The 13,073-nt window shown below is 65.9% G+C and carries 13 protein-coding genes and 1 tRNA gene; 6 read left to right on the forward strand and 8 right to left on the reverse strand.

The window, feature by feature from the left end:
* Nucleotides 1-12: 12 nt before the first annotated feature.
* A complete protein-coding gene (locus E6C72_RS29230) occupies nt 13-1,800 on the reverse strand; it encodes an ATP-binding protein (protein ID WP_109865069.1) in 1,788 nt (595 codons plus the stop codon).
* 304 nt (nt 1,801-2,104) lie between these two features.
* Between E6C72_RS29230 and E6C72_RS29235 the strand changes: the two genes are divergently transcribed.
* A complete protein-coding gene (locus E6C72_RS29235) occupies nt 2,105-2,725 on the forward strand; it encodes a class I SAM-dependent methyltransferase (protein WP_109865070.1) in 621 nt (206 codons plus the stop codon).
* An 84-nt stretch (nt 2,726-2,809) separates the two neighbouring features.
* Nucleotides 2,810-3,655, forward strand: a complete 846-nt coding sequence (locus E6C72_RS29240; protein ID WP_109865071.1) for a uroporphyrinogen-III synthase — start codon at nt 2,810-2,812, stop codon at nt 3,653-3,655.
* 54 nt (nt 3,656-3,709) lie between these two features.
* Here the strand turns inward: E6C72_RS29240 and E6C72_RS31915 are convergent, their stop codons facing one another.
* The 4 genes from E6C72_RS31915 to E6C72_RS29255 form a co-directional block, all read right to left on the reverse strand.
* Nucleotides 3,710-3,880, reverse strand: a complete 171-nt coding sequence (locus E6C72_RS31915; protein ID WP_169055323.1) for a hypothetical protein — start codon at nt 3,878-3,880, stop codon at nt 3,710-3,712.
* Between the two features lie 185 nt (nt 3,881-4,065).
* Nucleotides 4,066-4,623, reverse strand: a complete 558-nt coding sequence (locus tag E6C72_RS29245) for a hypothetical protein (protein ID WP_109865072.1) — start codon at nt 4,621-4,623, stop codon at nt 4,066-4,068.
* A gap of 195 nt (nt 4,624-4,818) precedes the next feature.
* Nucleotides 4,819-6,294, reverse strand: a complete 1,476-nt coding sequence (gene ccoG, locus E6C72_RS29250; protein WP_247876118.1) for a cytochrome c oxidase accessory protein CcoG — start codon at nt 6,292-6,294, stop codon at nt 4,819-4,821.
* 241 nt (nt 6,295-6,535) lie between these two features.
* Nucleotides 6,536-6,961, reverse strand: coding sequence for a YqaA family protein (locus E6C72_RS29255; protein WP_109865074.1), 426 nt, complete (start codon nt 6,959-6,961; stop codon nt 6,536-6,538).
* A gap of 280 nt (nt 6,962-7,241) precedes the next feature.
* On the opposite strand from E6C72_RS29255, the gene E6C72_RS29260 reads away from it, so the two are divergent.
* A complete protein-coding gene (locus E6C72_RS29260) occupies nt 7,242-9,113 on the forward strand; it encodes a PAS-domain containing protein (RefSeq protein WP_247876119.1) in 1,872 nt (623 codons plus the stop codon).
* A gap of 8 nt (nt 9,114-9,121) precedes the next feature.
* Here E6C72_RS29260 and E6C72_RS29265 read toward each other — a convergent pair whose 3' ends face one another.
* Nucleotides 9,122-10,015 carry a LysR substrate-binding domain-containing protein gene (locus E6C72_RS29265; protein ID WP_247882183.1) on the reverse strand — a complete coding sequence of 298 codons (894 nt, stop codon included), beginning with the start codon at nt 10,013-10,015 and terminating at the stop codon, nt 9,122-9,124.
* Between the two features lie 73 nt (nt 10,016-10,088).
* Here E6C72_RS29265 and E6C72_RS29270 point away from each other — a divergent pair, with 73 nt between their 5' ends.
* The 3 genes from E6C72_RS29270 to E6C72_RS29280 are packed head-to-tail and all read left to right on the forward strand — an operon-like array spanning nt 10,089 to nt 11,541.
* Nucleotides 10,089-10,547: a tautomerase family protein gene (locus tag E6C72_RS29270; RefSeq protein ID WP_247876120.1), complete on the forward strand. Its 459-nt coding sequence runs from the start codon at nt 10,089-10,091 to the stop codon at nt 10,545-10,547.
* Complete coding sequence (locus tag E6C72_RS29275) at nt 10,544-10,978, forward strand: cupin domain-containing protein (protein ID WP_109865078.1); 435 nt, start codon at nt 10,544-10,546, stop codon at nt 10,976-10,978. Before E6C72_RS29270 ends, E6C72_RS29275 begins: the two co-directional genes overlap by 4 nt.
* Nucleotides 10,975-11,541 (forward strand): DUF4865 family protein, encoded by a 567-nt coding sequence (locus E6C72_RS29280; protein WP_109865079.1) that lies wholly within the window; start codon nt 10,975-10,977, stop codon nt 11,539-11,541. The genes E6C72_RS29275 and E6C72_RS29280 overlap by 4 nt, the downstream gene beginning before the upstream one ends.
* Nucleotides 11,542-11,565: 24 nt before the next feature.
* Here the strand turns inward: E6C72_RS29280 and E6C72_RS29285 are convergent.
* Nucleotides 11,566-11,651 (reverse strand) — tRNA-Tyr (locus E6C72_RS29285).
* Nucleotides 11,652-11,803: 152 nt separating this feature from the next.
* Nucleotides 11,804-12,640: a hypothetical protein gene (locus E6C72_RS31920; RefSeq protein ID WP_158280124.1), complete on the reverse strand. Its 837-nt coding sequence runs from the start codon at nt 12,638-12,640 to the stop codon at nt 11,804-11,806.
* Between the last annotated feature and the right edge of the window lie 433 nt (nt 12,641-13,073).

Consider the following 13,073-nt stretch of genomic DNA (forward strand, 5'->3'; position numbering starts at 1 on the left):
TCGCGAACCTCATCATGCTTCCGGCAGCTGGACGACGAAGCAGGCGCCGCCGTCGGGATTGTTCTCCGCCCGCAGGGTGCCGCCGAAGTCCCGCACGATGCCATAGGACAGCGACAGCCCCAGGCCAAGTCCCTGACCAACCTCCTTCGTGGTAAAGAAGGGGTCGAACAGCTGGAACTGGTGCGCCTCGGCGATGCCGGTCCCGCTGTCGCGGATGCGGATTTCCCAGCCCTCGGTGGTGTGGGCGGCGGTCAGGGTCAGGCGTCGGTCCCCGCTGCCGGCCATGGCGTCGGCGGCGTTGCGCAGCAGGTTGACGAAGACCTGCTCGAGCCGCACCGCGTCGCCGCGCACGCGGGCATCGGGCGGGATCGACTGCTCCACCTGCACCTCCTCCTCGCGCAGGCGGGAGGCGAGCAGGGCCAGAGCGCGGTCCATGGTTCGGGCGACCGGAACCGCCTCCACCCTGGCCGGACCCTTGCGGGCGAATTCCTTCAGATGGCCTGACAGCAGCGCCATCCGTTCCGCCAGATCGCCGATCATGGCGAGATTGTCGCGGACCATCGCCGTCTCTCCCCGCTCCGCCAGCAGCCGGGTGGAGGCGACGAAGGTGCGGATGGCGGCCAGCGGCTGGTTGATCTCGTGCGCCAGCGCCGCCGACATCTGACCGAGTGCGGCCAGCTTGCCGGCCTGGACCAGCTCCTCCTGCGCCTCGCGCAGGATACGGTTGGCGGTCAACAACTCGGCCGTGCGTTCCTCCACCCGGCGCTCCAGCGTCACCCGCGCCTCGCGCTGGAGCCGCAGGGTCTGACGCCGCTGCCAGCCCAGCGCCGCCGCCGCCGCCAGCAGCAGGATGCCCATGGCGGTCAGCACGGCGGCGCCGGCCGCCTGCGCCTTCACCGGCTCCAGATCGGACAGGAAGCGGATGGTCCAGCCGAATTCCGGCAGGGCGAGTTCCTGCATCAGATAGGCGCGGCGGGCACCCTGGGCGAGGGGATCGGGCAGGCTGACCAGCCGGGCGCCGTTCTCCATCAGAGGGCCGTCATGCAGGCCGAGCGGGGCCAGATCGCTGCGGTCATATTGCCGGGTCCGGGCCAGCCGGGCCGTCACCGCATCGGGCAGCGGGCGCAGGGCGCGATATTTCCAATCGGCATGGCTGGACAGGAAGACGATGCCGTTCTCGTCGGTCACCAGCACCCGTTCGCCGCCGGCGGCCCAGTCGCGCTGCACCGGCTCCAGGTCGATCTTGACCACGGCGACGCCGGTCAGCGCCTCACCCCGGCGCACCACATGCGACAGGAAATAGCCGGGCAGGCCGGTGGTGACGCCGATGCCGAAATAGCGTCCGCTGCCGGCCTCCACCGCCTGACGGAAATAGGGGCGGAAATCATAGGTCTGGCCGACGAAGCTCTGCGCCGGGTCGGCCCAGTTGCTGGCTGCCAGCGCAAGGCCGCCGCGGTCCACCACATAGAGCGCCGCGGACCCGGCCGCCGCGTTCGCCGTCTCCAGCCTGCGGTTCACGGCGTCGCGCCGCAGTGGCGAAGGATCGTCCAGCAGATCCAGCACCTCGTGATCGCGGGCGACCAGGAAGGGGAGATAGTCGTAGCGGCCGACCGCGTTGCGGATGCTGCTGGCATAGAGCCCCAGCCGCTGATCGCCGTTCAACGTCAGCGCCGTCCGCGCCTCCGCCTCCGCCCAGCGATAGGCACCCCAGCAGCACAGCGCCGTCATCGCGGCCAGTGCCGCGACGAGGAGCGCCAACCGGCGGCGGCGTAGCGGACGGGGGGAAACGGTGTCGGCCATCGCCTGTCTATGGAACCGCCGGGGCGGCACTGTCCAGCGCCATTTCCGCCGGAATGGCCATGTGGTAAAGCGCTGCGATGATTTGAATGAACGTTCAATCAAAAAAGATTAAGGGAAATGGCTCTGAAAATCCAATCGGGCGCAGAATAAAATGAATGAAGGGTCATGGCGTGACATTGAGAGGGGTTTGTTGTTTGCTTGACTTTCATGTCATGCCGAAGCCGGCTATGGTGCGCCGTGGCCGGCTTGACCTTGACCTTTCGGCACCAGCCGGCAACGGGATCGAAACGGGGGAGACAGGAACATGGACGCCGAATCCATTCGCGCCGCATATCGCCGCTATGCCGGATTCTACGACCGGGTGTTCGGGGTGCTTCTGGCCTCCGGACGGCATGCGGCGGTCGAGTGGCTGAACCGCCGCGGCGGCCTGCGCATCCTGGAGGTCGGTGTCGGCACCGGCCTGTCGCTGTCCGACTACCGCAAGGACAACCGCGTCGTCGGCATCGACCTGTCCACCGACATGCTGAAGGTGGCGCAGGAGCGGGTGGAGCGCGAGAAGCTCGACCATGTCGAAGGGCTGCTGGAGATGGATGCCGGCAAGCTGGCCTTCGCCGACGGCAGCTTCGACGTGGTGGTCGCCATGTATGTGATGACCGTCGTCCCCGATCCCCAGGGTACGATGGCGGAGCTGGAGCGCGTCTGCAAACCCGGCGGCGACATCGTGATCGTCAACCACTTCGCGGCACCCGAACCCGGCGTCCGCCGCGCGGTGGAGGGCTGGTTGTCGCCCTTGTCGAAGAAGCTCGGCTGGCGGCCGGACTTCACGCTCGCCGCGATGATGACCGGGTCGCGGCTGGCGGTGGAGAGCATCCGCACCCTGCCGCCCTTCGGCCTGTTCAGTCTGTTGCATTGCCGGCGCGGGTAGGGTGCCTCGCCCATCCCGCGTGACCGCACGCGCATCTGCCTGCTAGTCTGGCCATCACCATACGCGACACACGGGAGCGGGACCATGGCCGGACTGAGCGGCGATCTGGCGGGAAAGCGGATTCTGGTGCCGGAAAGCCGGGACCTCGACCTGTTCGCCGGGATGATGGAGCAGCATGGGGCCGAAACGATCCGTTGCCCGATGGTGAAGATCCTCGATCTCGACGATCCGGCGCCGGCACGGGCGTGGCTGGAGCGGCTCCTGACCGAGGGGTTCGACGACATCGTTCTGCTGACCGGCGAGGGGCTGCGGCGCCTGATGACCGTCGCCCGGGCCATGGACCGCGATGCCGATGTGGTTGCCGCCATCGGTCGCGCACGCGTCTTCGTGCGCGGCCCGAAGCCGGTGAAGGCGCTGCGCGAGATCGGCTGTACCCCATACAAATCCGCTCCCGCCCCGACAACCGACGGCGTCATCGCCATGCTGGGTGAGGAGGATTTGACCGGCCGCCGCGTCGGCATCCAGCTCTACCCCGACAATCCGAACGAGCCGTTGCTGGAAGCGGTACGGGCGCGCGGCGGCGATCCGGTGGCGGTGACCCCGTACCGCTACGCCAACGATTCCGAGACCGGTGCGGTGCAGGAGGCTATCCGCGACATGGCGGACGGCCGCATCGACTTCGTGGCCTTCACCGCCTCGCCCCAGGTGCGCCGCCTGCATGAGGTGGCGGAGGCCTGCGGCCTTGGCGACGCCTTCCGCCAGGGTTTCGCCAGGACGCGCATCGCCGCCGTCGGGCCGGTGGTGGCGGAAGCGGTGGAAGCGGCTGGAGGGACGGTGGCCGTCGCGCCGGAATCGACCTTTCACATGAAGCCGCTGGTCAACGCCATCCGCCGCCTGCTGACGGAGGGGGAGGAGCGGACTTCGCTGTGAATATGCGGGCCGTGATCGGTGGGCGCCTTCAGCGACCACCGGCAGTGCCTGCCCTCAATGACCGATGTCGATGCGGAAGAGTTCCAGGTCCAGCAGCTCCATCGACATCCGGGGACGTCCGGCGGATTTGCGGGAGGCCAACTTGCGGGCCAGCGGCTGGCTGAGCCATGCGGTGCGGGCGCGGTCGAACAGGGCGGTGCAGCGGTGGGACAGTCTGGCATTCATGGCTGGTCGGGCTCTCTCGCAAGAGGATCAGGTCGGCGGCAAGCGTGGCTCCCGTGAGCAGTTGCAATAAGAATGTCCTGGCACTGTGACAGTTTCTATCGCCCGAAGGTCTAATCGCTACGCCATAGGGCAGGGATTCGGTCCGGTCCGGCACCGTCTGCGACCAAAGAAGGAGGGCAAGGCCGTCACGTCACCATGCCGACCAGCCGGCGCAGGGCGTCGCGCGCTTCGGAATCCAGGACAGGCAGGCCGTTGCGGGCCTCCAGCATATAGGCGCCGGGATCGGACAGCGTGCGCATGGCGAATCCGGCAACCACCGGCGGTTCGGTGCTGAGCGGCTGCTGGTCGTAGATGGGCGTGAAGCTGCAGCCGGCGAGCAGCCCGCGGATCATCAGCGACTCGTCCGAACTGGCGCCGGCCGCCGGGGTGTTGATGCCGAACAACAGCCGTTCGGCCTCCGTTTCGGTCACCATGCCGCGGTCCAGCAGGACGTCGACCATGGCGGAGTTGGTCAGCACCGGTGCCGCGCGGCCCTTCCAGCAGAAACGGCCATCATCCCAGCCGACGTCCAGGCTGCGGAAGACCATGTGCGGTTCGCTGCTGCCGGGGGCGCCGGCGACAATGTAGTTCACCCGCAGAAGCCCGTTCCATCCCCCTGCCGGCGCGACGATGCAGGACAAACCGCTCCGCGTCAGGCGCAGGTAGGTATCGTTGATGCCCGATGGTTCAAAATCGAAAAGCATGGGGTCTTCACCTCGTCAGCCGGCCGGCCCGCAACTTCCGTTGCCCAGCCGTCGTTCGCCCGAGTCAGGTGAGTGGTTTGGGGACTTGCGCAAACTGCCCATGCGGGTGCCCCTCCTTTGCGCAGAAAAACGAAAGGCGGTAGGCCGATCCGCCGGCTACCGCCTTTCGCGCTGGTGCCAAGGTGGGCCAGACCGTCAGTTCGCCGGCCCCAGGAACACGCTGTCACGGCTGTTCTTCTCGGCCGTGCCGGTGTCGGACAGCTGGAAGGTCAGCGGCAGCGAGGCGGCGGTTACCGCACTGCGCGGCGCCGTCACATAGACGCGGTAGGTGGCGACGCTGTCCGGTTCCGCCGAAATGGTGGCGGTGTGGGCTGCGGTCTCCTCCTCGGCCTCGCCGATCACCTTGATGTCGGCGGTGGGCAGGCCGGCGACGCTGAGGGTGTAGGAGCGGTTCTGCCGGGTCTTGTTGGCGACCTTGAAGGTGTAGGCGTTGCGGATCGACCCGTCCGACAACGTGACGAACAGCGGGGCGCGATCACGCAGGACGGTGATGTTCAGGCTGGGGCGCAGGGCGAAGCTCCAGGCCATCGCGCCGCCGATGACCAGCATCAGCAGGGCATAAACGATGACGCGCGGACGGACCAGACGCCACTGATAGGACTTGCCGGACGCCCGGGTGTCCTGGGCGGCAAGGCTGTCGAACGCGATCAGGCGGGTGGGCAGCCCCTGCTGGATCATGATGCTGTCGCAGGCGTCGACGCACAGGCCGCAATTGATGCAGTCCGATTGCTCGCCGGTGCGGACGTCGATGCCCATCGGGCAGACCTGCACGCACTGGCCGCAGTCGATGCAGTCGCCGAAGCCCTGGGCGCGCCGTTCGTCCCAACTCTGCGACTTGCGCTTCGGGCCGCGGTTGTCGCCGCGGTCGGCCTGATAGGTGACGACCAGCGAATGTTCATCCAGCATGGCGGACTGGATGCGCGGCCACGGGCACATGTACATGCACATCTGCTCGCGGGTCCAGCCGGCCATCACATAGGTCATGCCGACGAAGATGCCGAAGAAGGATGTCGCCTCGTAGCTGGCCTGGAAGGTGGCCAGATCGTGCAGCAGGGCGGGGGCGTCGGTGAAATAAGCGAGGAAACCGAAACCGGTGACGAGGCTCAGCGCCAGCCAACCGGCATGCTTGCCGGTCTTGCGCAGGAACTTGCGCATGGTCCAGGGCTGCTTTTCCATGCGGATGCGCTCCGCCCGGTCACCTTCAAAGACTCGCTCGATCCAGACGAACAGGTCGGTCCACACCGTGTGCGGGCAGGCGAAACCGCACCAGACACGTCCCGCCAGCGCCGTCGCCAGGAACAGGCCCAGCGCCGCGACGATCAGAATGCCGGTGAGGTAATAGATCTCCTGCGGCCAGATCTCGATCCAGAACAGGAAGAAGCGCGGTGTCGTCAGATCGAACAGCACCGCCTGGGCCGGTGCCTCGGGACCGCGCTCCCACCGGATCCAGGGGGCGATGAAGAACAGCGCCAGAAGAACGGAGAAGGTGACCGTCTTCAGGCGGCGATAGAGGCCCTTGACCGCCTTCGGATGAATCGTCTTATGGCTTTCGTACAGCGGGACCTTGGCGGGTTGGGCTGAGCCCTGCTGAACGATGCTTCCGTCTGGCATGTCGATGCGCCTGATATCCGGTTCCACGTTGGCGCGGAGCATAGTCGACCGCCGATGCGGCGCGTTTGACCTCTGTCAAACAACGTCGATAATCCGAAAAGCCCCTTGAGACCTGAGGCTCTTCACCGGTTCGAGGGATCCGCGTTTCGGGGTCCGTTAATACTGTGACGGCAGGCCTATCCACAAGCTCATTGTTGCCCGTATTTGACAGTATTGCTCACAATACTGATACTATTCTGTGTCATAGCGCAACAATCAGCGCCACGTACCGTCCAAGCTTGCCGATGGTCACCAGCAGCAGGAACAGCCGCAGGTCGACGCGCAGGATGCCGGCGACGAGCGTCAGCGGGTCGCCTATCACCGGCACCCAGGCCAGCAACAGCGACCAGACACCGAAACGCTGGTACCATCCGGTTGCCCGTTCCACCAGCGGGCGGGAAACCGGGAACCAGCGCCGATCCTGGAAATGCATCAGATAACGGCCGAGCGCCCAATTGATCGTGGATCCTGCGACATTGCCGATGGTCGCCACCAGAATCAGCAGCCCGTCATGATAGTTGCCGGACGCATGCAACCCGGCGAGCAGAAGCTCGGACTGGGCGGGAAAAATCGTTGCGGCCACCAGCGCCACCAGGAACAGGCTGCCATAGGCCGCGATATCCGCCATTGTGCAAATCCTTTCCCCGCAACGGCTTGACCGCCAGCCCCTTCGACAGGCGCTGGATTAGGCTTCGTCGGCGTATAAAATCAAGAGGCCGCCCCACCGCGTTTCCCGGGACATGTTGCGGAATGCCACTTGCCGGGCAACTGAGGAGAGACAAGAATGCGGGCATTGCCGCAAGTGGCGCGCTGATCTTCCTGAGTATTCCCGTAATCACCGATATTGGTTGTAAGATTTGCACGCGATTTCGACTGCGGACGAACCTATGGAGGGAGCCGGCACGGGCATGGTGGAGACCGGGTTCGCCCGCTTTAACGCCGACGAACGTCTGGTATGGAGCAATGCCGCCTTTGCGGCGCGGTTCGCCGTGGCCGGCGGCGCGACGCTGGAGGGTCTGTTCGGCGGCCTGCTGGGCGGGGCGATGGCTGATCTGCGCCGCGGCTGTCCGATGACGCGGGGACTTCCCGACGGCAGCGCCGTGACGCTGGCGTTGGGCAGCGGCGGAGCGGGCCAATGGCTGCTGTCAGTGGTCGATGCGGTCGCCGCCGGGCCCCAGGCGGAGCATGAACCGTGGGCGAGGACCAGTTCCGTGCTCGACTGTCTCAGCCAGGGGGTGATGGCGTTCGACCAGGACCTGCGGCTGGTCGCCTGGAACAGGCGAGTGCTGGAACTGCTCTACATCGATCCTGGATTTCCGCGCTATGCCCAGCCTTATGAGGCGGTGGTCCGCCACATCGCCGAACAGGGCGGTTACGGTCGCGGCAATGTCGACGATCTGGTGGCGCAGCGGCTGGAGTATATCCGCAACGCATCCTGGCCCTTCTACAATGAACGGGTGCGACCCGACGGCCTCATCATTGAGACGGTGACGCTGCCGCTCCCCGACGGCGGATTCGTCACCACCTACACCGACATCACCCGGCGCAAGCAGGCGGAGCGGGAACTGGCCTCCAGCCGGGATTTGCTGGAACAAGCGATCCGCGCGGCGCGTGAAGGCATCTCGCAATGGGATCTGCACAGCGGCGAAGTGTGGTTTTCTCCGCAATGGTGGGGTCTGCTGGGATATTCCGAAGCGGAGATGGACAACAGCCGCCGCCGCTGGGAGGAACTCCTCGACCCGCAGGACCGCGGCGCCGCGCTGGAGATGGTGGAGGAGCTGGCGACCGGCCGCCAGTCGGAAAGCCGTCAACTCCAGCGCTTCCGCCATCGTTCCGGCGACATCGTCTTCCTGGAGACCCGCGCGCTTGCCGTGGCGGGGAATGACGGCCGGATCTTCCGCATCGTCGGCTCCCACACCGATGTCACCGAAAGCGTCCATGCGGCCGAGGCGGTGCGTGCCGCCAGAGACGAGGCCGAACGCGCGCTGCTGGATCTGAAGGAGGCGCAGGTCCAGCTGATCCAGGCGGAGAAGATGGCGGCGCTGGGGTCGCTGGTGGCCGGTGTGACGCACGAGATCAACACGCCGGTCGGCATCGCCCTCACCGGTGCCTCGCTGTTGGCGGAGAAGACCCGTGTCCTGCGCCAGCTGTTCGAGGCCGGCAGCCTGCGGCGCGGCGACTTTGCCGACTACATCGACATCGCTGACGAAGCGACGCAGCTGATGCTGCTGAACGTCGAGCGCGCCACCCGCCTGATCCAGAGCTTCAAGCAGATCGCCGTCGACCAGGCCAGCGAGGAACGCCGCGTCTTCGAGCTGAATCACTACATCCACGAGATCCTGCGCAGCCTGGGCATGCGCATCCGCCGCAGCGGGCATTCGGTCGATGTCCATTGCCCGGAAACGCTGATGCTCGACAGCTATCCCGGCGCTTTCGGCCAGATCCTGACCAACTTCGTCATCAACTCCCTCCTTCACGGCTACGATCCGGGCGTGCGCGGCCGGCTGACGGTGACCGTCACGGAGACGGACGGCGAGGTGGAACTGGTCTATGCCGACGACGGGCGTGGCATTCCGGCAGACCTGCACGGCAAGGTGTTCGAGCCCTTCTTCACCACCTGCCGCGACCGTGGCGGCAGCGGCCTGGGGCTCAACATCGTCTACACGCTGGTCACCCGAACCTTGCGCGGACGGCTGCGGCTGGACAGCGCTCCGGGAGCGGGAACCGCCTTTACCCTGCGCTTCCCGCGCGAGACGCCGGCTGGTCCGCTGCCGCTCTGAAGGCGGTTTCAGTCGGCGTTCTGCGGTCGAGTCATCCAGTCTGTCGGCAGTGTTTCCTGCAACGCCTGCCGGATGATCGTCGCGAGATGATCGCAGATCGGGTTCGCTCCCTTGTCCGATCGAAGAAGCCTGAGGCCGAGCGATGGCAGCGGCGGCAAGCCATGGGCCACAGGATCGAGCGCGCGCACGGTTGGCGGCCGCCCCATCGGCGTGCGCAAGGCGATGCCGAGGCCCGCCGCCGTCGCCGCCCACAGGCCGCCGAGGCTCGGGCTGATGAAGGCGATGCGCCAGGCAATGCCCTGCCGGTCGAGATGGTCGCAGGCGATGGTGCGCAGGAGACACGGCGCCTCCAAAGCCGCAAGCGGTAACGGCTCGTTTCCGTCGGGCCGCCAGATCGGCTCCTCCGCCGTTGCGCTCAGCCAGCACAGCGGCAAAGATGCGATCCTTTCGCCAGCCGACGCGGTGTCGTCATCCCAGGCCAGCGCCAGATCGAGGCGGCCGGACGCGACTTTTTCGCACAGTTCGCTGTTGCGGGCGATGCGTCCCTCGATCCGGACCCTGGGATGGGCACGGGCGAAGCGGCCGAGCACCTCCGGCAGCACGGTCTCGCCGAAATCCTCCTGAATCCCGAGACGGATCCATCCCTCCAGCTCCACCCCGCGGATGGCGCTCACCGCCTCGTCATTCAGGTTCAGCAGGCGTCTGGCATAGGACAGCAGCACTTCGCCGCCATCGGTGAGCGCCAATCCGCGGCCCGATTTGCGCACAAGCGCCGTTCCGGCCTGATCTTCCAGCTTCTTGAGCTGTGCGCTGACCGCCGACGTCGATCGTCCCAGGCGGTTGGCGGCCTGGGCAAAGGACCCGGCGTCGATGCCGGCGACGAAGCTGCGCAGCGCATCCATGTCGAGGTTGGTCAAGCGCATCGGAAAGTCCTGAAAAGCAGGATTATAAATACTGAATAATCCGATTATCAGGATGATCGTGGCGCGCCATACTGCCCCCTGTCAATCGCTTTCACAGGAGCGGCACAGCATGCCCTTCACCCGGATTTCCTTGCTTGCGGGCAAATCCCCGGACTATCTCGCGGCAGTGTCCAGCGCCCTCGACCGGGCGCTGGTTGATTGCTTCGATGTGCCGGAAAACGACCGCTTCGCCGCAATCCACCAGCACCAGCCGGGAGAACTGATTTTCGACCGCACCTATCGCGGCGGTCCCCGTTCGGACGACTACATTTTCTTCCACATCACCACGGGAAAGGCGCGATCGGCGGAAACCAAAGCCCGATTCTTTCGGCGGCTGGTCGAAAATCTCGCGGCGGCTCCGGGCGTCCGTCCGGAGGACGTGATGGTGGCGATCGCCAATTCGACCTTCGAGGACTGGTCTTTCGCAGCCGGCCAGTCCGCCGGCCTGTCGGTGGAGGAGGACCGCCGATGACCGGTTATTTCGAGATGCAGCCGTCCTGCCCGCCGTCCATGACCGTCCGACGTGCCGGCGAGGACATTGCCGCTGCACCCGAGGGAATCGCCAATGGTTCCTTCCTCGTCCAGATGCTGCTGTCGAGCCGGGCCGAGGGTGAAATGACGGCGATGCGCGCTTTCATCCCGCCGGGTGTCGTGACCCACTGGCACAGCCATCCCTCCGGACAGCTTCTGTTCGTGCTCGATGGCGTCGGCCTCGTTCAGCGCGCCGACGGCGAGCCGGTCGAGGTCCGCGCGGGCGACGCCGTCTGGTTCGCGCCCGGCGAGCGCCATTGGCATGGTGCGGCACCGTCCAGCCCATTCAGTTACATCAGCGTCCAACCAGTCCGGGGCGGCACCGCCGTCCATTGGATGGAGGCTGTCGAACAGGAGGATTTTTCCCGATGATCGCTATGCAATACAGCTTGGTGCTGCCTGCCGATTACGACATGTCGATCATCGATCGCCGCATTCGTGACAGGGGGCCGCTGCTCGATGGCTTTCCACACCTGCGTTTCAAAGCCTATCTCGCCGCAAGAAAGCAGGATGCCGGCTTCGCCAGTGGCGAAAACCTCTATGCGCCCTTTTATCTGTGGGATGAGCCGGAAGGGATCGACGCTTTTCTTTCCAGTCCCGGCTTTGCGGCGGTGTCGCGCGATTTCGGCTGGCCGTCGGTGCAGACATGGCTGGTTCGCCATGTGGAGCTGACGGCGAATCTGGCAGCGGCCACATTCGCCGCCCGCGAGACGGTGCCGATCGCGCCCTATTCGGATCTGGCGTCGCAACGGGACAGTGCCGTCGCGGAGGCGAAGTCGGCAATCGCGGCCGGCGCGCTGGCCGCCGTCGCTGCGTTCGATCCAACGAAATGGATGATGGTGAAATTCACCCTCTGGCCCAATCTGCCGGAGTTGGTGAGGGAGACGATGCAACTCTACACCGTTGGGCACATCTCTCTGCCGAACGAGCTGTAATTCCGTGCATCGACTGTGAGGAGATGGTGGAAGGGGCTGGATTCGAACCAGCGTACGCTAACGCGGGCAGATTTACAGTCTGCTGCCTTTAACCACTCGGCCACCCTTCCATCGGGGCGCAGAGGAGTAGCCTTTCGATAGGGGGGCGTCAAGCCCCTTTCATGCGGAGAATGACAGGGAGGCACGGCAACAAAAAACCTCCGCCCCACAGGGGACGGAGGTTTTGCAAGGAGTGTTTTCAAACCCCTTTTCAAAAGCCCGTTCAGTTCGGGCGGCGTGAGGCGCGGTGCGCGGGGATCGGGATCGGGCGGATCGCCTGCTCTTCGCGACGGCTGGCCGACATGTCGATTTCAACGCGGGCCAGGGCCTTGCGCAGTTCATGGACGGTATCGGACAGGGCCTGGATCGTCGCCTCGCTCGGCTGCTGACGCCAACCGCGATAGGCGGAAATGCAGGCCTTGGCGGTGTCGCGCAGCCGGCCTTCCACCGCATCCACCGGCGGAGTCGGCTGGCCGGGAGCGCGCGGGGCCTCCGCAGTGGCCGGCGCCGGCACTGCGGCGGGAGTCGGCGCGGGAGCCGGGGCCGGCGTGGGGTCCGGGCGGTTCAGGCGGAGCGTTTCCGTCGGAGCCGGCGTGGGAGCGGCGGCCGGAGCTTCCGCCGGAGCCTGATCGGCCGCCGATTCCGCCCGCGGTGCGCGGGTCAGCGTCGCGCGGCCGGTGCGGCCCACAGTGCGGCGCGGTTCTGCCGGAACCTCAGGCTCCGCAGCGGGAGTGGCGGCCGGTGCTTCGACCGGCGCCGCGGCAATCACCGGAGCGGCCGCCTCGCCAGCCGGTTCCGATGCTGCGGAAGAACCGGAGGCGTCGGCGGTCTGCACGTCATCCTGCGTTCCTTCACCAGAGGCGGCATCGCCCTGGCCGCTGGCGGCCTCCGCCTTCTTGATGATGTAGGAGATGGCGCTGGGGGTGCATTCGAATTCGCGCGCGATCGCCGAAAGGGTTGCACCGCTGCGGTAGCGATCAAGAATTTGGGGCCACGCCGACTGCGGAATGCGCCCACGCTTCTTGGGAGACTCCGGTTCGCTCCCGGTTTCTGCGTTCATTATATCGCTCGGTTGCCAAAGTGAATTTTCAGTCATTCGTCAGCATGTCCACCCGGACCGCACGCTTCCGACGCGGGACCACGCGGGCGCGTGCGTCAGCAGCATCGAGGCTTCACGCTGGCGGGCGATGTTTTCGGTACGGATGACTATCGGAAACTCTTCTCGAAAATGCCAGCATAACTTTGCACGGAATCGTGATTTTGTGTCCGGTGTCACACCGCGTTACGAGGCTTGGTGGAAACCCGCGCTTTTAAAAACCGGCGGTGATCGTAAACCCCCGGTGGCACAAATCCGCGGCCGGCATCCATCCGCAGACCGCCGCAGTTTTGAAAGGTGCGATGGACCCCGGACGGGGGGTTCGGTGTTTTCAGTTTGAGAAAGCAGCCCAGGTCGGGGCCGCAGGCCCTTTGTTCCCGCCCAACCGTTTTCGCGG

Source organism: Azospirillum sp. TSH100, assembly GCF_004923295.1.
Lineage (GTDB): Bacteria > Pseudomonadota > Alphaproteobacteria > Azospirillales > Azospirillaceae > Azospirillum.